This is a genomic window from Nocardia sp. NBC_01730 (assembly GCF_035920445.1).
GTDB lineage: Bacteria > Actinomycetota > Actinomycetes > Mycobacteriales > Mycobacteriaceae > Nocardia.
This window is the reverse complement of the sequence record NZ_CP109162.1, coordinates 2512990-2538290: the sequence shown is the minus strand read 5'-3', so window position 1 is coordinate 2538290 and position 25301 is coordinate 2512990. Positions and strand designations below refer to the sequence as shown.

Here is a 25301-nt window from a genome sequence, read left to right as displayed (position 1 = left end):
AGAAGGTAACGATGGAGCTCGACTCCCACGGCGAACTGGGGAAACCCCGTAACTGGCCGAGTTGACCGACGGAACGCTGGCTGATCAGACTATATGAGTGGCGACTAATGGAGTTCGCGCCATTTCGGCGCTGGCGGACCCGACCCGTCGCGCGATTTTCGAAGCGCTGCCGCATGCCCCGCGTTCGGTCGGCGACCTCGCGGAGGTGGTCGGCGTGAGCGGTTCCGCGGTCTCGCAGCATCTGCGCGTGTTGCGCGCGGCCCGGCTGGTCATGATGCGGCCCGATGGCAACCGCAGGCTGTACTCCCTGGATCCGCGCGGACTCGCCGACGCCCGCGACTATTTCGAACAGTTCTGGCCGAGCGCGATCGCCGCGTATTCCGCGGCGCTGCAGACTGCAGAGGATCAGACAGCCTGACCGTCCTCGGTCCTCGCCGCGAGCCGGGCACGATACCTCTGTCGCACCGACGTCCGCCGGCCCGCGAACGAGCCGTCATCCCGGGGCATCGGAGAGGCGGCGCGGTCACCCCACGCGACGATATGCCGCCCTGCGGCCGTCGCCGCCCGTGCTCGATATGTTCCGTTGGTTCAGCTGCTTGTCGACCGCTGTGATCACCTCGGTCACGCCGATCCGCAGCAGGCCCGGGTCGGGGGTATCGGCGTCCGGGTCGCCGACCTGGCCCGCCCACAGCACGGCGTGCCTGCCCAGCAGATGCGGGGGTGGCCCGCCCCAGCGCGGCGGGGTCGGGCCGAACAGCAGGACCGTGCGGGTGCCGAACGCGGTGGCCAGGTGCGCGACGCCGGTGTCGCCGCAGATCACCAGCGCGGCCTCGGCGATGGTGGCGGCTAGCTCGATGAGGTTCTGCTCGCCTGCGAGTACCCGGCTGACGGGCAGTCCGGCGCGCGCGGCGATGCTCAGCGCCAGCTCGCGTTCGTACTCGTCTCCGGTGAGCACGACTTCGCGACCGAGCACCAGTAGGTGCCGGACGACCGCGGCGAACCGGTCCGGCGGCCAGCGGCGGGCCGGGGCCCCTGCGCCGACGTGCACAACAACACAGTCGCGGCGGCTGGTTGTCGATACCGGCGGGAGTAGCCCGAGGTTGCGGCGGTCGGCGACGATGCCGTCGGATTCGAGCAGATGACACCAGCGGTCCACGTCGTGCATGTCGGTCTGCCACTCGGGGCCGGGAAGCTCGGGGAAGGCCGAGTTGTGGTAGGTGAGCACGCGTTTCGGCTGCGTTTTGGCCAGCGCGACAATGCTCTCGGCGCTCGGGCCGTGCAGGTTGACGGCGAGTTCGGGTGCGGGCTCGTGCCAGCGCAGACTGCCGAGCTCGGCGGTGGGCACCAGGGTGTCCACCGACGCGATCAAGTCCACGACGGGCTTGAGCCGCTGCGGGGCGGCCAAGAGGATGCGGTCGTGCGGCTTGGCGCGGCGCAGGGCGCGTAAGGCTGGGACCGCGGTGAGTAGATCACCGAGCCCGCGTGCCTGTAGCACGAGCAGAACCGCCACCCTCTTCTCCTAGCCACCCGAGCCTCATCAACCCGACCCACCCGCTTTCACACCAGAGGCGCACACGACGAGAGTCACTGAGGGATGACTACCCGACCAGTCGGGCGGTAAACGTGGACGCGAAGGCATTATCCGATCATCTCCGCGTCGATCATCTCCGCCGCGGCATCACCGACCGCGATGCTCGACCGCGTTTGCCGTGCAGCAGTCGCGACACAGCACCCACATTCTTGATAGCAAATTTCCAGTAAACTCGGGTGATGCGGCATAGCATCAGGTTATGACGACGAACAGCGTGCTAGAGGGTCCTCTGCAGTCCCTTGTCCGCAGTGCGTGGCAATCCATTCTGGTCAGCGGCATCCTGGCGGTGATCCTTGGCATCCTGATTCTGGCGTGGCCGGGGCCGACGCTGGTGGCCGCGGGCATTCTCTTCGGTATCTACCTGGTGGTTTTCGGCTTTCTGCAGCTGGTGGCGGCCTTCGGTGCCCCGGCCGGTGCCGGGCTCAGGGTGCTGGCGTTCATCAGCGGTGTCCTGTCGATCGTGATCGGCGTGTTCTGTTTCCGCGACGAGTTGACCTCGATCCTGCTGCTCGGTCTGTGGATCGGGATCGGCTGGCTGTTCCGCGGTGTGGCGCTGCTGATGGCCGCGATCTCCGAGCCCGGGTTGCCGGGCCGGTGGTGGGAGGCGTTCTTGGGCGTGCTGACCGCGATCGCCGGTGTCGTGCTGATCATCTGGCCGGTGCGCTCGGTGGCAACGCTGACCCTGGTCGCGGGGGTATGGCTGATCGTGCTCGGCATCGTGGAGGTCATCGTCGCGTTCGGAGTGCGTAAGGACGCCAAAGCGATCCACGCCGCCTGACAGAAGGGATGTGGGGGAGCGCCTACGCCGGGGTCCGACAGGCCGTTTGGCTGACTTCGGAATTGTCCACGGGACTGTCGGCCCAGGGCGGAAGGCGCACGAGTTCACATGCTGGGTGTGGCGTTGTGACTTTTCGTGGGCCCCTGCAATTCGCGGCTGCGGGTGCGGACCTCCGCACGCAGCGCCTCCAGCACCGCTCGGACGGCATTGCTGCGCAGCGCTTCCTCCCGTGCCACTGTCCAGTAGGAGATGCGCTCGTTGAATTCGGTCGGCAGCAGCCGGCGTAACTGCGGGCGCCGGTCGGCCAGATAGACCGGAAGAATGCCGACACCGGTCGCCGCGACGGTAGCTTCGACATGGGCGAAGACACTGGTCGAACGCATGCTGGTCATCGGATGCGGCAGCAATTTCGCGGCCAGATCCAGTTCGTCGATCTGCAGCGCGGATTCGATGTAGTAGACGAGGCGATGCTCGGCCAGGTCGGCGAGGCTGCCCGGATTGCCGTGGCGCGCGAGGTATTCGTCGCTCGCGTAGAGACCGAGGTAGTAGTCGGTGAGATGGCGGGCGATCGCACGGTGGACATTCGGCCGCCCGACGACGATCTCGAGGTCGACGCCGGACCTGTTCTGCTGGACGCGTCGCGTCGCGCTGATCAGTTCGATCGACAGCCGGGGATAGGCCTCCTGCAGCCGCGCCAGGGCGGGCACCGCGAAATGTGCGGCGAACCCGTCCGAAGCGGCGATACGCACCAGTCCGCCGACCCCCTCGCGGCGCGCCTGCAGCGGGGTCGCCAGTTGCTGCAGCGACTTCTCGATTTCCTCGGCCACCACCAGTGCGCCGCGTCCGAGTTCGGTCAACTCCCAGCCTCCGGATCCGCGCACCAGCACCCGCCCGCCGATGATCTTCTCGAGTGCGGCGATGCGCCGCGACGCGGTCGTCGAGTTCACCCCGAGCGCATCGGCCGCGGCCGAGAATTTGCCGAGCCGGGCCACCGCCAGCAGTACCAGCAGATCGTCGGGACTGGGTTGGCCGGTGATCGGGGCGCTGCGTGTGATGGGCATGCGCAACCTCACCACAATGCCTGCAAATTTGCAGCACATTGCTGCAAAACTGGGCGCTGAACTGCATTGATCTTCACTGAACTGGTCCATAGCGTGGCTCACATCACGTCAGAATTCCCCTTCGAATCAGGATGGAGCACCGCGATGGCGACAGTCGCGTGGATCGGTCTCGGGCATATGGGCACCCCGATGACGGCGAATCTCATCAAGAACGGGCACACAGTCCACGGCTATGACTTGAACCCCGAAGCGCTCGACCTGGCCGCGGCACATGGCGTCATACCCGTCGCGTCGATCGCCGAGGCCGTGCGTGGGGCGGATGCGGTGTTCACCATGCTGCCCAAGGGCGAACACGTCCTCGCCGTGTATCAGGGCGCGGACGGCGTTTTCGCTCATGCCGAGACCTCGACCCTACTGGTGGACAGCTCGACCATCGATATGGATTCGGCCGCGCTACTGCACTCCTCCGCCCGCGAGCGTGGCTTCCGGTTCGTGGACGCGCCGGTGTCCGGGGGTACCAGCGGGGCCGCGCTGGGCACTCTGACTTTTATGATCGGTGGTGAGCCGGACGCCGTGGACACGGCCGCCGGAATCATCGAAGCGATGAGCGGCAATATCATTCGCACCGGCCGCGCCACCTCCGGTCAGGCCGCGAAGATCTGCAACAACATGATGCTGCTGATCAACCTCGCGGCCTGCTCCGAGGGTGCGGTGCTCGCCGGTCGCCTCGGTCTGGATCCGAAGGTGTTCTGGAAGGTGGCGTCGGTCTCCTCCGCTGATTCGTGGGCGCTGCGCACCTGGTATCCGGTTCCCGGGATCGTCGAAACCTCCGCTGCCAATAATGGATTCGCGCCCACCTTCACCGCAGACCTGGCCAACAAGGACATCGGCCTCGCGCTGCGGGCCGGGGAGTCGACCAACACCCCGCTGCCCACCGCGACCATCGTCGCGGCCCAACTCCAGGAGCTCATCGACACCGGACTAGGCGGCCGTGACTGCTCGCTGATCATCAAGCACATCGACCCGGCCGTCGGCTGAATCGAATCCGAAAGGCACCGAGCATGACTCGAATTCCGCACTACATCAACGGCAAACGCGTCGATTCCAGCGTTCGCACCGGTCCGGTCTTCGACCCGGCCACCGGAGCGGTCACGGCCGAGGTGGGATTGGCGTCGGCCGCCGAGGTCGCCGACGTCGTCCAGGTCGCCAGGGGCGCCCGATCATCCTGGCGGGCAACCAGTCTCGCTCGTCGATCGGATGTCTTCTTCCGGCTCCGGCACCTGCTGACGGAGCGGCGGGAGGAGTTGGCCCGCATCATCACTGCCGAACACGGCAAGGTGCTCGACGATGCCGCGGGGGAGATCGCGCGCGGCATGGAAAACGTCGAGTTCGTCGCAGGGTTGATACATCTGCTGAAAGGTGAGCATTCCGAGCAGGTTTCGCGCGGAATCGATGTTCATCAGGTCAAGCAGCCCGTCGGTGTGGTCGCGTGTATCACGCCGTTCAATTTTCCGGCTATGGTGCCGCTGTGGATGGTCTCCTCGGCGATCGCCTGTGGCAATACCGTCATCCTCAAGCCGAGCGAGAAGGACCCGTCCGCGGCGGTCTTCATTGCCGAATTATTCAGTGCGGCCGGTCTGCCCGACGGTGTACTCAATGTGGTTCACGGCGACAAGGAAGCTGTCGACGCGCTGATCGACGACAAAGAAGTCGCCGCAGTGAGCTTCGTCGGCTCGACCCCGATCGCGGAAGCGATCTACCAGCGTGCGAGCAGCAACGGCAAGCGGGTGCAGGCTCTCGGCGGAGCGAAGAACCACATGGTGGTCATGCCCGACGCCGACCTCGATGCCGCAGCCGATGCCGCCGTCTCCGCGGCCTATGGATCCGCCGGTGAGCGCTGCATGGCGGTGTCGGTGCTGGTGGCGGTCGGCGATATCGCCGACAGCTTGATCAGCAAGGTCACCGAGCGGCTCGGTGCACTCCGCATCGGGGCGGGCACCGACCCGAACTCCGAGATGGGTCCGCTGATCAGTAAAGAGGCCAGGGACCGGGTTACGTCCTATGTCGCCGGTGCGGCCGCCGAAGGCGCGAGCGTCGTCGTGGACGGACGCGAGCAGGTATTCGACTCCGACGGCTTCTTCATCGGGGTGAGCCTGATCGACGACGTCCGGCCCGGCATGAAGGTATACGACGACGAGATCTTCGGTCCCGTCCTTTCGGTGGTACGGGTCGGCACCTATGAGGATGCCGTCGAGCTCACCAATGCCAACCCCTACGGCAATGGTGTCGCGATCTTTACTCGAGATGGCAAGTCCGCCCGCGAGTTCGAATTCGACATCGAGGTCGGTATGGTCGGCGTCAACGTGCCCATTCCGGTGCCGGTCGGCGCCTACTCGTTCGGCGGCTGGAAGAAGTCGCTGTTCGGCGACTCGCACATCTACGGTCCCGAGAGCATCCACTTCTACACGCGCAGCAAGGTCGTCACGACCCGCTGGCCGGACGCCTCGGAAAGCCAGATCGACCTGGGGTTCCCGAGCAATGCGTGAACCAGCGGCGTGCCGGCCCGCTGAGTGAGGCTGACTGAGCCGGATTGCGGCAGGGGAATAGAACCGGCCGAGAACAAGATCGATGTGCGCCGAACCGATCAGCCGTCTTGCGATTGCTCTTCTTCTGTGTCACCACCGACGCCACATTCTGACATTTTCATCATTTTTGCTTGACGGATTGTTCGATCGTAACTGATGATTTAATCAGTATAGATCGTGGAGGTAGTGGCTGTGACAAGCATCGACAAGGGCGTCGTGGCCGGACGGATGGTCCGGGTCGGCGCGCGTGAGATCTTCTTCAGTGCGACCGGATCCGGTCCAGCGGTGGTGTTGCTGCACGGTGGTGGGCCGGGCGCGTCCGGCCTGTCGAACTATTCGCGCAACCTCGACGCGCTGGCGCAGCATTTCCGCGTGATCGCGCCGGACCTGCCCGGCTACGGGCGGTCGACGAAACACATCGATCAGTCCGATCCGTTCGGTGATCTCGCGCGGGCGGTCGGTGGCTTGTTGGACGAACTCGGCGTCGCCTCGGCACATCTGGTCGGCAATTCCTACGGTGGTGCGGCGGCGCTGCGGCTGGCGATGGATCGGCCGGAGAAGGTGGATCGCATGATCCTGATGGGGCCGGGCGGGATCGGCACCACCCGCGCGTTGCCGACGAAAGGCCTGCGGGAGCTGCTGGCCTACTACGGTGACAGCGGCCCGAGCCGGGACAAAATCGCGCGGTTCATCCGCGGTTCATCAGGGACTATCTGGTGTTCGACGCGAGTGCGATCACCGACGAGATCATCGACGAACGCTACCGCGCCAGCCTCGACCCCGACGTGGTGGCGAATCCGCCGCTGCGTCGTCCGTCCGGGCCGCTCGCCCTGCGCACGGTGTGGCGGATGGACTTCACCCGCGACTCGCGCCTGCGCAAGGTCACCCATCCCACGCTGGTGATCTGGGGGGCCGAGGACAAGGTGAATCGGCCGGAGGGGGGCCGCATGCTCGCGGACGCGATGCCGAACTGCGACCTGTACTCGGTGGCCAACACCGGCCACTGGGTGCAGTGGGAGCGTGCGGACTTGTTCAACTCGCTGGCCACCACGTTTCTGGCGACGAGGTCATGAACGGCTTTCTGCGGCCCAACACCGGCGAATCGGTCTTCGGCGCGGTCCACCTGGGCTATGTCGTGGCGCAGTCGGCGCGGCTGACCGACTGGCGACGGTTCGGGGCCGAGGCCATCGGGCTGCATGTGGACGAGCTCGGGGCCGACGGCCTGCGTTTCCGATTGGACGACCGTGCTTGCCGATTCCTCATCCAGCGCGGCTCCGCCGAGGACGTCATGGCCCTGGGTTGGCATGTAGACGACCATGACACCTTCGACCGCGTCGTCGCCCGGATCGTCGACCGTGGCGTCCCGCTCATCGAAGGTGCTCGGGAAGAGGCCGCCCTGCGTGGCGTGGAGCGGTTGTGGCGGTTTCCTGGGCCGAAGGGTATCGCGCAGGAAATCTTCACCGTTCCGGTGACCACGCCCGAGCCGCTACGAATGCTCAGCTCGGGGTGGGTAACCGGCGAGGCGGGTATGGGGCATGTCGCGATCCTGTCCCGCGAGCCGGAGGCGATGCGCGGTTATTACCACACTGTGTTCGATTCGCGTCTGACGGACTATATCGATGAGAATGTCTCCGGGTTGACGATGAAGATCCGGTTCCTGCGGGTCAACGAGCGCCATCACTCGAGCGCCATCGCCAACCTCCGCGGGATCAAGATCGATCCGATCCGAACCCGGGTACAGCACATCAACATCCAGTCCGCGACGTTGGACGACATGCTCGCCTCTTTCGGGCGGGTTACCGACCTCGGTTTCCGTATGGCGTGGTCGGTCGGACAGCACACCAATGACCGTGAACTGTCCTACTACTGCGTGACCCCGTCCGGGTTCGAGCTCGAGGTCGGCTGGAACCCGGTGGTCATCGGCCCCGAGCTCGAATCCACTTGGGAGCCGAGTACCTACCAGGACATCAGCATCTGGGGTCACACCACCGTGGGGGAGACCGTGCTGGACAAGTTCGCCCAATTCCGCCAGGCGGTTCGTGCCGCGGCGGCGCCGGAGATCACTGTTCCTCAGCTCGCGGGGGGACTATCGCGATGAACGATGCGGACTACGACGTGGTGGTCGTCGGCCTCGGCCCCACCGGGCTCACCCTCGCGAATCTGCTGGGGCGGCGTGGGGTGAGCGTGCTGGTGCTGGAACGCGAACCGAAGTAGTGACGGTGACCGAGACGAAGGACTGTCCATCACCGGATCCGGTGATGGACAGTCGGTCACAACTGCGGCTGCGGGGGCACCGGTCCGGAGGTCAGCTTCTGCGCGGACCGCTTGTTCATGCCGAACATGCGCAGCACGTGGAAGGTCATCTCGTCCGACAGAGCGTCGGCGTCGGCGTCCGGACGGGCATCCAGCAGCTGCAGCAGCCCCAGCAGGGCCCCGCCTGCGGCCATCATCGCCATGTCCGGGTCCATCGGCTCGAACCGGCCGGCTTCCTGGGCGGCCATGATGTCGCGGCGGGCGCGCGGGGCCAAGCCCTCATCGCGCAGCATGACCGACATGCCGGAGTTGAGCACCACCCGCACGATCTCCGGAACCTGCCGCTGCAGGCGGCCGGTCATGCGGAAGCTGACCGCGAACACCTCGGCCGGGTCGTCGTACAGCGCCACGATGGCATCGCGCATCTCGCTGTAGACCTGCAGCGCCGAGCGCACCGCCGCGTCGAACAACTGCTCCTTGGACTCGAAGTGGTTGTAGAAGGAACCGAAACCGACATCCGCCGCGTCGGTGATCTCCTGGATGCTCACCGCGGAACGCCCCTCCGCCAAGAACCCACGCGCCGCCGCCAGCAGCGCGTTGCGGGTGCGCTCGCGGCGCCGGTCGATGCGGTTGCGCGTGACGGGTTCGGCGGTCATCGGTCCCTCTTCCATTCGAAATCGTTACGAAAATCGTATCTGAGGAAACTATCAGATACAGCGCTCTGTGGGCCGATGTGGTCTTCGCAACAGTCGGCTTCGTCTTGTCTCGCACTGTCGACTCAGTCCGCCGCACCCCGCTGAGATCGGCCAGTCCTTCGGCCTCTCCACACCGTTTCCCGGATTTTGAAAGTGAGACTTTGTGAACGCCTTCCCTTCGCAGCCTTCCCCGACGATGAGTCGACGTCGAATTCTGGGCAGTGCCGCCGCCGGAACTCTCGGCCTCTCGGCTTCGGCAACGTCGGCGCCGATCGCCGAGGCCACTCCCGCGCGAACTCGGCAGCCAGCGCCCTCCGGTACGTACCGGATCGACCTGCACGCGCATTTCTTGCCTCCGGACTACCGGGCCGCGCTGCTGGACCACGGCCATTTCACCATCGGCGGGTACCCGACACCCGACTGGTCGCCGGAGCAGGCACTGGCATTCATGGACTATTACGGCGGCTCACGGTCGGAGTGGCAGGATTACTCCCATATCTACCGTTGCCGACCAAAACTCCGGACTGCGGTCCTGCCGGCGATGTCGGCCGGTTCGGACGAGAGTGCCGCGGAGTTCGCTGACCGTATCCGGGTCATCATGCAGATCGAGCCCGACAACCAAACACGCAACCGCCGAATAGTTCTCGGATAACCGTTGTGAGAGGAGCTTGTCCAATGGCAGCGAAAACCAGGCGGGTGAGTACCTGTCCGGTGCTGCTGGCCGGGTTCACTGGCGCCATGATCATCCACAGCATGGTGGATGCGGCGCTCGGATTCACTCCGACCGAGTACGGCCCCTGGTATGTGCATTATCCCCCCAGTCCGATTTCGCGACTGCGCACACTGTTGAGGAAATGGGGCATCGTCGCAGTCACCGCCCCTATCGTCTCCGCGATAATCCTCGTCGTCGCAACAATTCTGGGCATGCCCATCTCGGTATCGGTTCTCGATGAGATGCCGACAACATGCAGTGCCCGGCGTTCGCGGCGAGCGGCAGGTTGTGGTTGGGCATGCTGCCGGTGAGCATCTGTCCGCCGCGCCCTTGTCGGTGGATTGGGTGAATCAGGCTGTTGGGCGGTGTATTTCAGCTGCCGCGCGCAGCCTCTCGGGTGGCGGCGCCAACATCTCGTTCGCACCGGCGGCGGCGTAGACGAACCCGTCGGGCCGCAGAGCGAGAACTGTTGCGCCGTGCTGGCGCATCCAGGTGATCAGGGTGTTGTCGATATCGACGGCGGCTCCGGTGGATATCGACATTCCCGCAGGTCGGAGCTCCATCGTGGCTACGCCGGCGGCGGCCCACTCCGGCCAGGGGCGAGCTGCTCCGACCTGGATCAACAGCCACCTCGACCCGGTCACATCGTCGAGTCGCCCACGGTCGCCGACCTCATCCAGCACCCAGGGCTGCGGCGGCAAATGCCCCACCGCCGCATGCTTCGACGGAGAAAGGAACCCCTTCGCATAGTGGGCGGGGGGAAACCATTTGGCGCTGCGTAGGTAGTCGCCGACGAAAGGAAGCCGCAAGGCTATGCGGAAGGAGGCATTTCGTGCGGCGGTCACCGGCCGACGCCGCTCGGTGATGACGCGACCGAAGAAAACGGCTGCTTCGGTCACCTTGCGGACGTGCGGTTGACGCTCTACCTCGTAGCTGTCGAGGACGCTCTCGGGTAGCGAACCGGTGACCACTGCGGCGATCTTCCAACACAGGTTCGCCACGTCGCGAACCCCGGCGGCCATGCCTTGCCCGATCCACGGCGGCATGACGTGCGCGGCGTCTCCGGCCAGAAAGATGCGGCCTACGCGCCACCGGTCGGCGAACCGGACGTGATGGCTGTAGACGACGGCCCGCAGAATTTCGACTTCATCGGCGGTGATGCCCTGGGCGTTGAGCAGTCGCCACACGGCGGTGTCGGTGACGAGTTCCTTTTCGTCTTCACCGGGCAGGACGGGGAACTCCCAGCGGTGATGACCGAGTGGGGTGGGGCAGTCCACGGCAGGCCGTTCGGGGTTGCAATGAAAGCGCAGTCGATCGTGGGTGGGCCATTCGTTGATGACCTCGGTGTCGATGACGACCCAGCGGTCCTCATAGGTCCGGCCCTCGAAACCGATCCCGAGCAGGCCTCGGGTCGGGCTAGAGCCGCCGTCGGCGGCGATCACATACGACGCGCGAACGCGCTTGAAGGCGTCCACACCCAGGTCGGCGATGAGCAATTCGACACCGTTATCGTCCTGACGAGTGCGCAGGCATTCATGTTGTAGAAGGACTTCCACGTTCGGACACCGGTCGACTCCATCACGGAGCACCTGCTCGAGTGCGGGTTGGTATATGAACAACTGCGTGGGGTGACCGTTGCCGCGCGGCGCGGGAAGGAAATTCAGGAACGATCGGCCCGTGTGGTCGACGAACTCGAGCGGTTTTTCCGTCAGCATGTCCTGTTTGAGGCGCTCCGCCACACCGAGCCGCTGCCAGATGCGGATGACTTCCTCGTCGGTCGCGATCGCTCGGGCCCGGCTGTAGATGGACGCGTCTCGTTCGATAACGACGACCTCGACGCCCAGTTGGCCGAGGAAATTCGCGGCAGTCACGCCGGCCGGGCCGTAGCCGACGATCGCGACATCGTAGGAGTGCTGGACGGTCACGTCGAGACCTCTCGTCATTGGGGGTTGTCGACCCGGATGGCAAACCTTGGGGGTTGTTCCCGGAGCGGCCACCACAGTATGATTATTTCATCAGAACGTCAATGAATCATCAAGAGTGTGGAGAGAGTCAATGGCCGACCGGATGAAACTCCGGCGCCGCCGGGTCAACGGCGAGGAGTCGCGTCACAAGATCGCCGTTGTCGCCGTTGAGGTCGTTGGCGAGCGTGGCGGTATGGTCGGCCGGCAGGAGAACATGATCGTCGACATCGCGCTCGACATCGGTGCTCGTCGCGAGGCTCGCGAGGCTCGCGAGGCTACGGTGTGACCGATGGACCGTATCGACGTGCATCAACACCTGATCCCGCCGGATTATCGCGAAGCCTTGCGAACGCATGGCATCACCGCGGCTGGTGGGCGCGACCTGCCCGAGTGGAGTGCGGATGCGGCGCGGCGGTTCATGGCGGAGGCAGGTATCGCCTCGGCCGTTCTGTCGGTCTCGACTCCCGGCACGACTTTCCTGACAGAATCTGGCGAAGCAGCGGCGCTTGCCCGTTCGGTCAACGACTACGCGGCTGAGCTGGCCGGTAATGATTCCGGCCGGTTCGGATTCTTCGCCACCGTCCCGCTGCCCGACGTGACCGCGTCCGCCGTCGAGGCCGAACGAGCCCTCGACGTACTCCATGCCGACGGTGTTGTCCTGCTCGGCAACTCCCGCGGCACCTACCTGGGGGAAGAAGGTCAGGACGAGCTGTTCGGTGTCCTCGATGAGCGGTCGGCCGTCGCACTCGTCCATCCCGCTGAGCTGCCTTCGCCGGCCGTGCCCGGCGTTCCACCCTTCGCCGCCGACTTCCTCCTCGACACGACCAGGGCGGCATATCTGCTGGTTCGAAATGGTATTCGTCGTCGATACCCGAAGATCCGCTTCATTCTCAGCCACGCCGGTGGATTCGTACCTTATGCCTCGCACCGCATGGCCTTGAGCATCTTCACCCAAACGGGTCGCAGCCCGGTCGACATCCTCGACGACTTCGCCGGGTTCTACTTCGACACCGCGCTGTCTTCGAGTGCGGCGTCGTTGCCGACGCTGCTCGCGTTCGCCGAACCGGGCCACGTCCTCTACGGCAGCGACTGGCCGTTCGCCCCTGAACCGGCGGTCCACTATTTCAACGCCGGACTCGACAGCTACCGGGACGTCGACGCGAACACCCGCCGTGGTATCGAGCGGTCGAATGCGACGGCGTTGTTTTCCAGGTTCGGGGTCGCATCGTCGTCGCCCGAGTCGTCACCGCTGACCCGGGCGAGGCGGCGAGTTCGACAGCAGGTGTTCCAGGCAATCGCGCGGGCTGTCGCGGACCGTTGATCGAGGTCGTCAGGCCTCGAACAGCGACTGCCCGAGGTAACCTCCCGGCGCCGACACCCCGGGCGGGAGGACGAACACCGCGGACCCGATCGGTGTCGTCCACACGTTGAGCGCGTCGAACTCCGCGAGGCGGCGCTGGATCGGGAGGAACTGGGCGTCCACGTCGCGTTGATAGGCGGCGAAGAGCAGACCCGAGTTCGAGGTCCGGCCGGGTGCCGGTGCGTCGTCGTAGTTGTAGCCCCGTCGCAGAAACCGTTCGCCGTCGTGTGCGTGATGGGCACGTGCGATGTGCGAGGACTGCGGGATGATCGGGATGCCGGTCGCGTCGGCCGCCGCGAAATCCGGCTCGTCGAACTCATCCGCCCCCGTCAGGGGCGCACCGTTGGCGAGGGTGCGTCCAATGGTGAGTTCCCGTCCCTCTCGGTCGATTTCGTCCCAGGTGTCCAGAGCCATCGCGATCCGCCGCAGCACACACGAGGTGCCGCCCGCCAACCACGACTGGACACTGCCGTCGTCCCACACCAGGCGGGCGAAATCCGGGGTATCGGGCGTGAGATTCACGGTGCCGTCGACCTGACCCATCAGATTGCGCGGCGTCGTTCCCGGGGCGGCGTCGCGGAACCCGCGCTGCATCCATCGCACGGTGACCAGCGAGGACACACTCCGGCACAGCACACGTACCGCGTGCGACACCGAGGTCGCCTCGTCGGCGCAGACCTGCAGCAGCAGGTCGCCGCCGGTCCAGGCCGGTTCGAGCCGATCGATGTCGAATGGCGGCAACGCGCGCAACCAGGACGGCCTGCGGTGCTCGAGGCCCGCAACTGTGAACGCGGCGGGTCCGAGGCCCAGTGTGACCGTCAGCCGAGCCGGGCGCCGCGTGAGCTCGGGTTCGGTATCCGCGAGCGCGGGGCGACCCTGGGTGAGCCTGGCGGCGTCGTCGGTCCAGATCTTCAGCACGCCGACGAGGTCGTCGCGGTCCGTGCCCGACCTCAGATCGAACGCGACGAAGGCCGCGTGCGACTGCGGGGCGGTGGCGACGCCCGCCTGGTGCGGTCCGTAGAACGGCACCGTCGCCTGTGACGTTCCGGATTCGTGCCGTCCGGTCAGCGTGACCGCGCCCAGCCCGATGCCCGCAGCGCCCGCAGCGGCGGTACCGCCGCCGAGCAGACGTCGCCGGTTGATCCGTGCAGGTCGAGGTCCGGTCTGCTCAGCCACTGTGCGCGGGGGTCTGCGCTCCGGTGCCGTGCTCGCCGCTCGCGTGGTCGGGCACGTAGTTCTCCTGGTTGCCGGAGAAGTCGCGCACCTGGGCGGTGAACGTCGTGGTCGAGCCGTCATCGAAGGTGAGTGTGACCGGCGTTTCGGATCCCGTGCGCAGCGGTCCGTTCAAACCCATGAACATGATGTGGTCGCCGCCTGGCCGCAGCCGGGTCGTGCCGTGTGCGGGGATCACGAAGCCGCCCGGCTTGGGGCGCATTGCTTTCGTTCCGTTCGCGTCGGCGACCACCTCGTGCAACTCGATGCGGCTGGAGGCGGGGCTTGATGCCGACACCACCGTGCGCGGTGTGTCGCTGCCATTGCTCAGATCGCCGAACGCGGCCGACATTCCGCTGTCGGCCGCCTTGACCCACTGGTCGGTGATGGTCACCGCGTCCGCGGACTTCGAGGTATCCGGCTTGTCGTTCGACGAGCAGGCGACCAGGAGGAAGGGCACCGCTGCGGCGGCTGCCGCGCCGCGCAGGACGCGAGAGGTGCGCGAACCCGCGCGGGGCGATGGAAAAGTGGTGATACGCATGCAAGCTCCGATTATGTGAGGTTTGTTGGTTCGGTCGCGAGGGTGGTGTCCGGACAGTGGTCCGAGCGGTCCCGGCTCGTCGGACAGCCGGACGTTCCTTCGGACCGCTCGGCGTGCGCGGGCCTGATCGCGGTGGTACACCCCGAGGCGTCGTGACAGGATCGCCGATCTGCGGCGATGTTGTGAAGTCCAGCAAGGTCTTCCCGCGGCACGGTGGCAGGTCGATCTCCGCACTTGAACGACGCGGGCGCGGTCCGGGCGGGCATCGGCGATCCACAGTGGAGCGATCCGTGCGTGGCCCGGACTACGAAAAGTTCCGCGCGGCAGGGGCAGCCGGTGTTCGCGGATGACAGGAAGAAGGTCGGTGCCGGGTCGGTGGGCCCCGTAGGCCGAAGCCCGAACAGACCAGCAGGCGCCGCGGACCCGGGCGAGGGCGGCCGATCGCGGGCGAGCAGATCCGGAGGAACGCGGTGGGACCGTCGGACAGGATTCGCACCGTGCGCCGCAGGTCGGACGCCGCCCGCAGCGCCGCGTGTTCGGCGGTTCGGATGAGCAGTGCGCCGACCGGGACGGCCGTGAGGTGGGCACCGAGCAGCACCGTCGGCGTGCCCGCGTCGTGCTGATGTCCGGCGGACAGGGTCAGCGCGATGTGCGCGACGGTCTGCCCGATCGCCAGCATCGCCATGACCTCGCCGGGCCGGTGCCGGTTCGGTCGGGCAGCAACCAGCACCCCCACCGCGGTACATGCGGCGATCAGCAATGCGGTCGAGGACGCACCAGGGGAGAACGCTCCGCCGCCGAGGGCGTGCGCGGCGATGCTCATGGCACCGGACGCTGATCCGACGAACGCGCCGCGCAGCCGCGCCGCCACGTCGATCGGATTTCGCACCGGTCCATACTACTGGCTGTCGTAGTAGCCGTCCGCGCCGGATCGAATGTGCGACTGTGTTTCCCGGTTACGGTCGATCGAGCGCGCACTGCCCGAGCGCGGCGAACCGCATGGCCGATTCGGCACCGCTCTGAACGCGGCGGCATGCTGCTATCGCCCGGGACGGCTTCGGGCCAGACGGAACCCGAGGTCGTCGATGCGGAAGGTCGGGTGACTTTTACGACGGCACGAGGCGCGGCAGCTGCGGGGTAGGTCGAACGCACCGCCGCCGCGGAACACCCGGTACGGACCGTAGACCTCGGGATCGTAGACATCCCAGCACCATTCCCAGACATTGCCGATCATGTCGTAGAGCCCCCATGCGTTCGGCGCTTTGGTGGCCACGTCCTGCACGGCACCGCCAGAATTATCCCGGTACCAGGCGATTTCGTCGAGATCCCCGTACCGCACGTCGGAAGTGCCCGCGCGACAGGCGTATTCCCATTCGGCCTCGGAGGGGAGGCGGTAGCCGTCGGCTGCGTGGTCGCAGACCACGTCTCGCGCGTCGAGATCAGCACCGATCGTGTAGCAGCGGTTGAGCCCGGCGGCGTCGGAGAGGAGGTTGCAGAACCGGACGGCCTCGGTCCACGAGACATCGGTTACCGGTGTGCTGATGGCCGCGGCGTCAGTCGGCGCGGCGCCGCCTACCGCGGCGAAGAGTTCGTGGGTCACGGGGTAGGGCGCCAGGTCGAACGCGGCCACCTCGACCGGTCGATTCGTCTTCTTGCTTTCGTCGCGCAGCACGATCTCCCCGGCGGGGAGGCCGATCATGCGGACGGAGACCACCTGGGCCGGTGTCGGTTCAACGCTCATGTCGCGGCAAGCCTACCGAGCCCGCCGTGTGCGCCGCGGTGGCCGCCGTGGTCTGCTCGATGGTGGGCGATTCACACGGTGACGGCCGCGTGGACGAGGTTGTGGTCCGATACCCCGCCCATGTCGTCGACGGTCAGATCGGTGATGTGGGCGCCGCGGACGGCCACGTGATCGATGTGCTGAGACTTCGCACCGGACTCGCGTGGGCGGGTCGGGAGTCCGCCGGTGACGCCCTCGGCCACGACGAAACCGTCGCCGAGACCGGCGGCGACGGAAGCGCGGTCGGTGTTGAAGTCGCCGAGCAGGACGGTGGCGTGTGCCGTTGTGGCGCTTACCAGTTCGGTCAGCCGGGCGAATTGGGCGGCGCGTCGCCGGTCGCCGGTCACATGGGTGGCGATCACGACGAGCCCGGCGGCGTCGACGACGAGCGCGCCCTTGCCGGGGTCCTGCGCGAACGACTCCGCTTCGAGTTCCCTGCTCGGCTCGTCGGTGAGCACCACGAGGTATTCACCGCCGTCGAGCAGGGAACTCGGTACGCGGCGCGGAGTCGGAAGACGCTGATACCGCATGGCCTGAAAGGTCCGATCCGGCAATGCCAGTCGCAGGCTGGCCAACTGATCCCCGCTGACTTCCTGCAGCGCGATAACCTGCTCGGTCCGTTCTGTCACCCGCGCGGTGACCGCGGCGATCCGCGCGCCCTCGTCCGGCCATCGAGCTGCCACGTCCTCATACCAATTCTCGGCGTGGACACGATGCAGAACGTTCCAAGTGGCGACTGTGATCACCTTCGCGATGGTAGGACACTCATTTCCGCTGATCGCACTGAGCTGTACGGCCGTACGGTGAGGCCGCCATCTCTCGGATGCCTGCGTTCGACCTCGCGGACGCTGCTGTCGCCGAGACCGGCTCGGTTGCGGTGGCCGGACTCGACCTCAAGGAGATCCTTCCGGGGCGTCGGGCGTTTGTACGAGTCTGTCGGACATGGCTGTGGTGATGAACCCGGGGATCGTGGGGGCAAAGATTTTGAAGTAGGTGTCGATCCATTCGTGGCGAGATTTGAGGAATGGGAAGTCGGTGGGGGCCATGTGGCGTACGGCAAGGATAGGCAGAGGCGCGTCGAGTGCCGGGAATGCCGGGTTGTGCAGTCCGGGAGTGGTGCAACCCGGATAGAACTGGCCGAGCATCAGTCCTTTGTCGACGAACCGGGTTTTCTGGTCATGTTGAACAGTGTCGATATCGGCGTATTCGGTGAGGTCGGGAAAGACCGCGAGGACGGCCTTGAACAGAGAATCGGGTGGGTCACGGGGTGGCAGGGCGGGGAACAGGTCGTACACGTCGTCGACGATTGCGGTGATGCGCCGAGCGTCGATGTCGCGACCATCGAAGAATGCGGCCCACAGGTATCGGCCTGCGATGGCGTGGCTGGTGTAGGGGCAGACAGGGCCGCGTCGGCCGAGATCCGGGTGGGGTCGGCAGAGGTATTCGCGAGTCCACCGGCGTAGTTCGGCAGCATGGGGGTGCGCGGCGATACGAGTTGCCGGGTCGGGGTCGAATAGGTTGGCTGGCTCGACGCCCGAGCGTGTCCCGACGATTCGGTCGGTGTTCATGATCGGCTTGTCCTTGCTGAGGTGGGGGGCTCCGGTGCGGGGGTGAGGGTGTCGCGGAAGTGCTCGGTGAGAACGTGTCCGATGGCGCGGAGTGCGTCGGGGTCGGTCATCCGTTCGTGCCGGGTGGGAATGTGGTGTTCGGTGATGCGGCCGGTGACGTGGTCGTTCCATGCCAGAGCGGGAGAGGCGCCGTCGTCTGCGTGGCCGGTGGTGGCGCTGAAGTAGATCAGGTCACCGTCGAAGGATGCCGGCCGGTGGTTCCAGGTGAGGTCGACGAGCCGGGTGTAGTCGTCCTGCAGGATCACGAGATGTTCGGGGGTCACGGCGGTGAAGAGTCCGCCTTGCCGGTGCAGTAACTCGGCAACGGTCTCCATGGTGAGGTCGGCGGGGTCCTGCGGAACGGCGAGGCCGCCGAACTCGGCGAGCACGTCCGCGATGGTCGGCGTGGGAGCGCGGACGCTGCGGGCGGTGACGACGCGGGTGTCCATCATGGCCAGGGTGGCGACAGGGTCGCCTTCGCTGCGGAGTTGGACGGCGATCGCGTGGGCGATGGTGCCGCCGAGCGAGTAGCCGAGCAAATGGTAAGGGCCGTGCGGCTGGACGGACCGGATCTCCCGGACGTAGCGGGCGGCGAGTTGGTCGAGCGTGTCGAACCGTGCGGTGGGGTCGGTCAGCGCAGGGGATTGCAGCCCGTGGACGGGACGGTCGGGGTCGAGGTGCTGCACGAGTCCGCTGAAACCCCAAGCCAATCCGATGGCTGGATGGACGCAGAACAGTGGCGGGCCGGTTCCGGCAGCGCGCAGCGGGAGCATGACCGAGAGTGCGTCATCGGGGTCCTGCTCATCGAGGCCGCGGAGTCGGGTGTCGATGCGGCGGGCCAGCGACTGCGGTGTCGGGTCGGTGAAGATCCACGGAAGCGGCACGTCGACACCGGTCGACTCCGCCAGCCGCGCCACCAGTTGGGTGGCAGCCAGCGAGTTGCCGCCGAGAGTGAAGAAGCCGTCGTCGACACCGGCACGATCGATGTCGAGGGTCTGGGTGAAGGCGTCGCAGACGGTGGCCTCGAGTGGCGTGGACGGTGCCCGGAAGCGGGCGGGACGCCGGTCGGGTGGGGGTAGGGCTTTGTAGTCGAGTTTGCCGGTGGCGGTGCGAGGGATTCGGTCCAGCACCATGATCGAGGACGGGATCATGTGGGCGGGTAGTCGGGTTGCGAGGTGGGTGATCAGTGCGGTGGTGTCGGGTGTGGTGTCGGGGGTGGGTACGACGTAGCCGGTGAGTTGGTTGATTCCATTGGGTCGGGTGTGGACTGTGACGGCTGCGTGGGTGACGTCCGGGTAGCTGCGTAGCGTGGCTTCGATCTCGCCGGGTTCGACGCGGTTGCCCTGGATCTCGAGTTGTCGGTCACTGCGGCCTTTGTAGTGCAGTGTTCGGTCGGCGGTCCAGGCGACCAAGTCGCCGGTGCGATACATCCGTGTTCCGGCCGGCCCGTACGGGTCGGGGACGAATCGGGCTGCTGTCGTCACGGGTTGCTTGTGGTAGCCGCGGGCCAGGCCTGGTCCGGACAGATACAGTTCGCCCACTACTCCGGGTGGGACGGGGCGCAGTCTGCGGTCGAGTACGACGGCGGTGAATCCGCGGACCGGGCCCCCGATTGCCATCGGGCTGTCTGTGATCGTGGTCGAGGGAGTGTCCGCGCAGCTCGTGATCGTGGTTTCGGTAGCCCCGTAGCAGCTGATCACTGTGCGGCCCGGTGCCCACTGTGCTGCCAGGTCTGGTGGGCATGTCTCGCCGCCGAGGACCAGGGTGCCGAGGGTGTCGACGAGTCCGTCGGGGTGCATCGATGCGAGCACTGTCGGGGTCATCGCGGCATGGGTGACGCGTTCGGTGTTGATCACCCCGGCCAGTTCGGGGCCGCCGACTACTGGTGGAGGGGCGAGAACCAGGGTGGCTCCGGCGGCGGCGGCGCTGAGCCATTCGAGGATCGAGACGTCGAAGCTCGGTGCGGCAGCCGCCAGCATTCGGGAGGTCGGGGTGAGGCCGAACCGTTCCCGTATGTCGGCGGCCAGGTTCGCTATCCCGGTGTGGGTGACCACGACCCCTTTCGGGGTCCCGGTGGAGCCCGAGGTGTAGATCAGGTACGCCGGGTGCTGCGGTCGCAGCGTGGTTGTGCGTTCGGCGTCGGTGACCGCGGCAGGGGACGCCGACGCTGTCGCCGCGGCGAAGGAGGGGTCGTCGAGGACGAGCCATCTGGCGGTGTCCGGTAGCTGGTCTCGGTGGGCCCCCAGTGTCAGCCCGACGGCGGCACCGGAATCGGTCAGAATGCTGGTGATCCGGTCGTGCGGATGGGCGGGGTCGATTTGAACGAACGCGCCGCCGGTCTTGGCGACCGCCCATACGGCGATCATGGCCTCGATGGAGCGCGGCAACGCCACGGCCACGAACGATTCCGGTCCTATCCCGGCATTGATCAATACCCGCGCCCACCGGTTCGAGGTTTCCTCGAGTTCGCGGTAGGACAGTCGTGTGCCGCTGCATACCACCGCTTCGGTGTCCAGCGTCATCGCGGCCGTCAACACCTGCGGCAACACCGACATCGCCTCGCCGGGAGGACCGTGCACGGGTACCAGCGCTGCTCGCTCGACCGGCGATAGCAGCTGTAGTCGGTTGAGGGGCAGGTCGATGTCTTCGACGATGGTGTCGAGCACGCGCCGCACTCGGTCGGCAATGGCGTCGATCTGGTGCCGTGTGAACAGTTCGGGCAGGTATTTGAAAGTCAGGTGCAGTCGGGTGTCGTGCTGGATGACCAGGCCGAGCGGATAGTGCGCGGCGTCACGGCCGTGCACGTCGAGGACATGCATTCCTGCGATGTCGGTGTCTTCGGACAGCCCCGTCGAGTCGATCGGGTAGGACTCGAAGACCGTCACGGTGTCGAACATCGCGCCCGGACCGGCCATCTGTTGGATGCGGGCGAGTCCCAGGTGGTGATAGTCGAGCAGCGTGGCTTGCTCGGTGTGGATTCGCCGTAGCAGTTGGGCGAGGCTTTCGCGGTGGTCGAGCCGGACCCGCACAGGCACGGTGTTGACGAACAGCCCGATCATCGATTCGATGCCGGAGATCTGTGGGGGGCGCCCGGAGACGGTGGTGCCGAAAACTACGTCCTCGCGGGCGGTCACAGTGGCGAGCACGATCGCCCAGGCGGCTTGGATGAGGGTGTTGAGGGTGGTCTCTTGCTGGTGGGCCACCGTGACAAGGGCCGCGGTGCGGTGTTCGCTCAACCGCACCCGGACTTCGCGCGCGGCGGTGGTTTGCTGGCGGCCGCGGTCCGCGGGCGCCAGCAGAGTCGGCTCCGCTGTGCCCTCGAGTGTCCGTGCCCATGACGCCTCCGCCGCATCCTGGTCCTGGCTGTCCAGCCACGTCAGGTAGTCGCGGTAGGGACGCACCGGGGCTAGTGCCGTGGGGTCGCTGTCGCAGGCGTAGAGGGTCAGCAGTTCCCGGATCAGCAGTGGCGTGGACCAGCCGTCTATCAGGATGTGATGCATGCTCAACAGCAGTCGGTGCCGCTGGGGGGCGGTGCTGATCAGCGTCAGTCGCAGCAGCGGCGCCGCGGTCACGTCGAAGCGGGTGCGGCGGTCGGTGTCCATGAGCTGTTCGAGCGTGGCCGCGGTGTCGACGCACTCGGCCAGGTCGATCCGGGTGAACGGCACCTCGACGCGCTGGTGCACCACCTGGACCGCTGCGCTGGCGCCGTCGCGCACGAACGCGGTCCGCAGGTTCGGGTGCCGTCCGACGAGTGTCTGCGCGGCGCGGCGCAGCCGGTCCGCGTCGACGCGCCCGCCGAGTTCCATACAGAGTTGCACGATGTAGGCATCAAGGGTGCCGTCGGCGAGCTGGGCGTGGAATAGCAATCCCTTCTGCAGCGGCGTGAGCGGCCAGATGTCGTCGAGTGTCGGGTGTCGGGTCTCGAGCCGGTCGATCGTGTCCTGGTCGAGGTCGACGAGGCCGACGTCGGAGGGAGTCAGCCCGCCGATACCGGGCCGGGACGCGTGGGCGGCCAGAGCCGTCACGGCGTCGCGCCACAGTTCCGCGAGCTCGGTGACCTCGGCGGAGGTGAGCAGACCGGTCGGGTAATCCCAGGCGGCGGTAAGGGTAGGCCCGTCCGATGTGTCCATGGTGACCGCGTTGACGCCGAGCAGGGCTGCTACGGACGCGTCGGGGTTCTGCACACCGCCGCCGCTGGTGTCGCCGCCGGCGGGCATCCACCCGCTGTCGCGCAACGCTTCCGGAATGGTGTCGAACCGGCCGAGATAGTTGAAGCTCACCTGAGGAGCGGGCAACGCACCCAGAATGCGGGCGGTATCGGCGTCGAGGTACCGCAGCAACCCATAGCCGATCCCATTGCCGGGGACCTGTCGGAGTTGTTCCTTGACCGATTTGATGACCGCTCCGGCGGCAGCCCCGGCGGCGAACGCGTCGTCGATGTCGATGTCGGCCAGGTCGAGCCGGACCGGGTAGGTGGTGGTGAACCATCCGACGGTGCGGGTGAGGTCGGCACCGGGCAGCACCGTGTCGTGGCGGCCGTGGCTTTCGAGGGTGAGCAGCGTCTCATCAACGGTGTGGCCGTGGCGGCGCCGCCACCGAGTCAGCGCCAGGGCGAGCCCAGCGATGAGGGCGTCGTCCACGTTGCCGTGGAACGCCCGGGGCAGGGTGGTCAGTACGGCCTGGGTCACCGTGGTAGGCAGCGTCACCTCGACACTGGCGACGGTAGCCTGCACGTCCACGGCTGGGTCGACCGGGCGGGCACCGATCGGTGGATCGGCAGCGCTGAGCGTGGACCGCCACCAGTCGAGTTCGTCGAGGTTCCCCGCGGCGGTGTTCAGAGCATGCGCCCAGCGTCGCATCGAGGTACCGACACGCGCGAGCCGCGGCCGTTGGCCGGCACTCACCTGGGCCCATGCGGCAGCGAGGTCGGGAACAAGGATCCGCCACGACACGCCGTCGATTACCAAGTGATGCGCGACGACGAGCAACCTTCCCTGCTGTCCGGGCCAGTCGAACCAGACCAGTTGCAGCATGACTCCCGCGGCGGGGTCGAGGCGCTCGGCGGCCGCGTTCGCCTCGGCGTCGGCGATCGCGGCGAAGGCGTCGCTGTCCGGTGCCGCGTCCACCGGCACGCGCCGGATCAGTCCGGCGGCGGATCCCGCGGTCGGCTGTACCTGGAGTGCCCAGCCCGACCTGTGCGTGGGTTCCGGGTGTAGTCGGGCCCGCAGCATGTCGTGGTGATCGATCACCGCTTGGACGGTCGCACTGATCCCGGTCGTGTCGATGCCGGTCGGCAGAGTGAGCATGACCCACTGGCAGAAACGGTCGAAGCCGCCGCGCTCGAACATCCAACACATGATCGGGGTCACCGGTATCGGCCCAACGCCCCCGCCCGGCAGTTCCGTCGGCAAGGTGGTTGCCGCGGTGCTGTCGCGGACGGCGATCTGTGCCAGCCCGGCGACCGTTTTGCGGTCGAACACGTCGCGTGTGGAGAACACCACCCCCGCCGCCCTGGCCCGAGTCACCAGCTGGATCGACATGATGCTGTCACCGCCGAGCGCGAAGAACGAATCCTCCGCCCCCACCTGGTCGAGTCCAAGCACCTCCGCGAACAGTTTCGCCAGCACCGTCTCCATCTCGGTGGCCGGTGCCCGGGATTCGGTGCGCGCGGTGAAGTCCGGCTCGGGTAGCGCGCTGCGGTCGAGCTTGCCGTTTGCCGTCACCGGCAGCGCGTCGAGCACCACCACGGTCGCGGGCACCATGTGCGGGGCCAACCGCTCCCCGGCGAACGCGAGGACCGCGGCTGTGTCGAGGTCCGCACCGGACTCGGGCACCACGTACCCGATCAACCGGTTGCCGGTGGTCACACCCCGGTGCACGGTCGCCACCGCACGCGCCACACCTGCACAGGCCAGCAGGGTCGATTCGACCTCGCCGAGCTCGATACGGAAACCACGAATCTTCACCTGGAAATCCGTCCGGCCCACATAGTCGAGCGTTAATCCCCCCTCCGATAACCGCAGCCACCGCACCAGGTCCCCGGTCCGATACATCCGCTGCCCCGGCCCAGCGAACGGATCGGCGACGAACCGCGACGCCGTCAAACCCACCCGGTTGCGGTACCCACGGGCCAGACCCGGACCCGCAAGATACAACTCGCCCACGACTCCGACCGGCACCGGTCGCAGCCGCGCGTCGAGCACGACCTGCGCGACCCCGCGGAGCGGGCTACCGGTCACCACCGCCTCACCTGCCACCATCGGTGCACCGGCATCGGTCTGGATCGTGGCCTCGGCGGGGCCGTAGGTGTTGAACAATCTCCGGCCCGGCGCCCACCGCGACACCAATTCCGGTGGGGGCGCCTCGCCGCCGACCACGACGGTCCCGAGGTCCCTGAGCCCGGCCGGATCGACCGTCGCCAAGGCCGCGGGCGTCATCGCGGCATGAGACACCTTCTCCCGCAACAGGATCTGTGCCAGCTCGATCCCGCCGTAGACGGTCGGCGGCGCAATCACCAGCTGCCCACCCGTCGCGAACGCCCAGAGATATTCCAGGACCGCCGCATCGAAACTAGGAGACGCGACATGCAGCACCCGCGCGCCCGGCCCGATGCCGAACCGCGAACATTGTTCGGCCACCAGATTCGCCAACCCCTGATGCGAAACCATCACCCCCTTCGGCACACCCGTCGACCCGGACGTGTAGATCACGTACGCCACATGGTCGCCCCGCACCGGCAGTGTTCGCTCCGCATCGGTCACCGGCACCGCCGGCGACCCCGCAACCTCCGCTTCGACCGCCGACTCGTCGAGGAGCAACCACTGCACCGACCCTGGGAGCCGATCGCGCCACTCCGACAGTGTGATTCCCACCGCCACACCCGAATCGTCGAGCATGTGCGCGACGCGGCCGGCCGGGTACTTGGGGTCCACCGGCACGAACGCTGCCCCCGACTTCGCCACCGCCCATACCGCCAGCACCGACTCGACCGACCGCGGCAACCCCACCGCGACACCAGCTTCCGGCCCCACGCCCCGACCGATCAACACGCGTGCCAACCGATTCGACTCCGCATCCAGCTCGCCGTACGTCCACCGGCGGTCCCCGCACACCACCGCGACCGAACCAGGATCTTTCGCCACCGTCGCCGCCAACAACTCGG

Annotated in this window: 21 protein-coding genes and 2 pseudogenes; 11 read left to right on the top strand and 12 right to left on the bottom strand. The window is 66.8% G+C overall.

Features of this window, described 5'->3' with window-relative positions; all coding sequences use genetic code 11:
* Nucleotides 1–97 precede the first annotated feature (97 nt).
* Nucleotides 98–418: an ArsR/SmtB family transcription factor gene (locus OHB12_RS09585; protein ID WP_327118170.1), complete on the top strand. Its 321-nt coding sequence runs from the start codon at nucleotides 98–100 to the stop codon at nucleotides 416–418.
* A gap of 105 nt (nucleotides 419–523) precedes the next feature.
* Here OHB12_RS09585 and OHB12_RS09580 read toward each other — a convergent pair whose 3' ends face one another.
* Entirely contained in the window at nucleotides 524–1510 is a 987-nt protein-coding gene (locus tag OHB12_RS09580; RefSeq protein WP_327118168.1) for a glycosyltransferase family 9 protein, read from the bottom strand.
* 280 nt (nucleotides 1511–1790) lie between these two features.
* Between OHB12_RS09580 and OHB12_RS09575 the strand changes: the two genes are divergently transcribed.
* Nucleotides 1791–2369, top strand: coding sequence for an HdeD family acid-resistance protein (locus tag OHB12_RS09575; RefSeq protein ID WP_327118166.1), 579 nt, complete (start codon nucleotides 1791–1793; stop codon nucleotides 2367–2369).
* A gap of 104 nt (nucleotides 2370–2473) precedes the next feature.
* Here OHB12_RS09575 and OHB12_RS09570 read toward each other — a convergent pair whose 3' ends face one another.
* The gene (locus OHB12_RS09570; protein ID WP_327118164.1) at nucleotides 2474–3430 is read right to left on the bottom strand and encodes a LysR family transcriptional regulator; all 957 of its coding nucleotides are present in this window, start codon (nucleotides 3428–3430) and stop codon (nucleotides 2474–2476) included.
* 144 nt (nucleotides 3431–3574) lie between these two features.
* Between OHB12_RS09570 and mmsB the strand changes: the two genes are divergently transcribed.
* The 6 genes from mmsB (at nucleotide 3575) to OHB12_RS09545 (ending at nucleotide 8229) form a co-directional block, all read left to right on the top strand.
* Nucleotides 3575–4468: a 3-hydroxyisobutyrate dehydrogenase gene (gene mmsB, locus OHB12_RS09565; RefSeq protein WP_327118162.1), complete on the top strand. Its 894-nt coding sequence runs from the start codon at nucleotides 3575–3577 to the stop codon at nucleotides 4466–4468.
* Between the two features lie 23 nt (nucleotides 4469–4491).
* On the top strand, nucleotides 4492–5976 hold the full coding sequence (locus tag OHB12_RS09560) for a CoA-acylating methylmalonate-semialdehyde dehydrogenase (protein ID WP_327118160.1): 1485 nt from the start codon (nucleotides 4492–4494) through the stop codon (nucleotides 5974–5976).
* 267 nt (nucleotides 5977–6243) lie between these two features.
* A complete protein-coding gene (locus OHB12_RS09555) occupies nucleotides 6244–6918 on the top strand; it encodes an alpha/beta fold hydrolase (RefSeq protein ID WP_442800080.1) in 675 nt (224 codons plus the stop codon).
* Nucleotides 6864–7088, top strand: coding sequence for an alpha/beta fold hydrolase (locus OHB12_RS36230; RefSeq protein WP_442800000.1), 225 nt, complete (start codon nucleotides 6864–6866; stop codon nucleotides 7086–7088). Before OHB12_RS09555 ends, OHB12_RS36230 begins: the two co-directional genes overlap by 55 nt.
* Entirely contained in the window at nucleotides 7085–8113 is a 1029-nt protein-coding gene (locus OHB12_RS09550) for a VOC family protein (protein ID WP_327118158.1), read from the top strand. The genes OHB12_RS36230 and OHB12_RS09550 overlap by 4 nt, the downstream gene beginning before the upstream one ends.
* Entirely contained in the window at nucleotides 8110–8229 is a 120-nt protein-coding gene (locus OHB12_RS09545) for an FAD-dependent monooxygenase (protein WP_327118156.1), read from the top strand. Before OHB12_RS09550 ends, OHB12_RS09545 begins: the two co-directional genes overlap by 4 nt.
* 56 nt (nucleotides 8230–8285) lie before the next feature.
* Here the strand turns inward: OHB12_RS09545 and OHB12_RS09540 are convergent, their stop codons facing one another.
* Nucleotides 8286–8924 carry a TetR/AcrR family transcriptional regulator gene (locus OHB12_RS09540; protein ID WP_327118154.1) on the bottom strand — a complete coding sequence of 213 codons (639 nt, stop codon included), beginning with the start codon at nucleotides 8922–8924 and terminating at the stop codon, nucleotides 8286–8288.
* Nucleotides 8925–9159: 235 nt separating this feature from the next.
* Between OHB12_RS09540 and OHB12_RS09535 the strand changes: the two genes are divergently transcribed.
* The gene (locus OHB12_RS09535; protein ID WP_327118152.1) at nucleotides 9160–9615 is read left to right on the top strand and encodes a hypothetical protein; all 456 of its coding nucleotides are present in this window, start codon (nucleotides 9160–9162) and stop codon (nucleotides 9613–9615) included.
* A 410-nt stretch (nucleotides 9616–10025) separates the two neighbouring features.
* Here OHB12_RS09535 and OHB12_RS09530 read toward each other — a convergent pair whose 3' ends face one another.
* Nucleotides 10026–11600 carry a bifunctional 3-(3-hydroxy-phenyl)propionate/3-hydroxycinnamic acid hydroxylase gene (locus tag OHB12_RS09530; RefSeq protein ID WP_327118150.1) on the bottom strand — a complete coding sequence of 525 codons (1575 nt, stop codon included), beginning with the start codon at nucleotides 11598–11600 and terminating at the stop codon, nucleotides 10026–10028.
* A 130-nt stretch (nucleotides 11601–11730) separates the two neighbouring features.
* On the opposite strand from OHB12_RS09530, the gene OHB12_RS09525 reads away from it, so the two are divergent.
* The gene (locus OHB12_RS09525; protein WP_327118148.1) at nucleotides 11731–11925 is read left to right on the top strand and encodes a hypothetical protein; all 195 of its coding nucleotides are present in this window, start codon (nucleotides 11731–11733) and stop codon (nucleotides 11923–11925) included.
* Between the two features lie 3 nt (nucleotides 11926–11928).
* Nucleotides 11929–12960 carry an amidohydrolase family protein gene (locus OHB12_RS09520; protein ID WP_327118146.1) on the top strand — a complete coding sequence of 344 codons (1032 nt, stop codon included), beginning with the start codon at nucleotides 11929–11931 and terminating at the stop codon, nucleotides 12958–12960.
* A gap of 9 nt (nucleotides 12961–12969) precedes the next feature.
* Here OHB12_RS09520 and OHB12_RS09515 read toward each other — a convergent pair whose 3' ends face one another.
* From OHB12_RS09515 to OHB12_RS36220, 8 genes and pseudogenes are all read right to left on the bottom strand, one after another.
* Nucleotides 12970–14175: a Dyp-type peroxidase gene (locus tag OHB12_RS09515; protein WP_327118145.1), complete on the bottom strand. Its 1206-nt coding sequence runs from the start codon at nucleotides 14173–14175 to the stop codon at nucleotides 12970–12972.
* Nucleotides 14168–14752, bottom strand: a complete 585-nt coding sequence (locus OHB12_RS09510; RefSeq protein ID WP_327118144.1) for a copper chaperone PCu(A)C — start codon at nucleotides 14750–14752, stop codon at nucleotides 14168–14170. Before OHB12_RS09510 ends, OHB12_RS09515 begins: the two co-directional genes overlap by 8 nt.
* 304 nt (nucleotides 14753–15056) lie before the next feature.
* Nucleotides 15057–15641, bottom strand: coding sequence for a hypothetical protein (locus OHB12_RS09505; protein ID WP_327118142.1), 585 nt, complete (start codon nucleotides 15639–15641; stop codon nucleotides 15057–15059).
* A gap of 150 nt (nucleotides 15642–15791) precedes the next feature.
* Complete coding sequence (locus OHB12_RS09500) at nucleotides 15792–16493, bottom strand: formylglycine-generating enzyme family protein (protein ID WP_327118140.1); 702 nt, start codon at nucleotides 16491–16493, stop codon at nucleotides 15792–15794.
* 71 nt (nucleotides 16494–16564) lie between these two features.
* Nucleotides 16565–17278 (bottom strand): endonuclease/exonuclease/phosphatase family protein, encoded by a 714-nt coding sequence (locus OHB12_RS09495; RefSeq protein ID WP_327118138.1) that lies wholly within the window; start codon nucleotides 17276–17278, stop codon nucleotides 16565–16567.
* A 147-nt stretch (nucleotides 17279–17425) separates the two neighbouring features.
* The gene (locus OHB12_RS09490; RefSeq protein ID WP_327118136.1) at nucleotides 17426–18100 is read right to left on the bottom strand and encodes a DUF6875 domain-containing protein; all 675 of its coding nucleotides are present in this window, start codon (nucleotides 18098–18100) and stop codon (nucleotides 17426–17428) included.
* Nucleotides 18097–22026: pseudogene (locus tag OHB12_RS36225) on the bottom strand (amino acid adenylation domain-containing protein); the annotation flags it as partial. The pseudogene OHB12_RS36225 and the gene OHB12_RS09490, both read right to left, overlap by 4 nt.
* A gap of 48 nt (nucleotides 22027–22074) precedes the next feature.
* Nucleotides 22075–25275, bottom strand: a pseudogene (locus tag OHB12_RS36220) (amino acid adenylation domain-containing protein); the annotation flags it as partial.
* Between the last annotated feature and the right edge of the window lie 26 nt (nucleotides 25276–25301).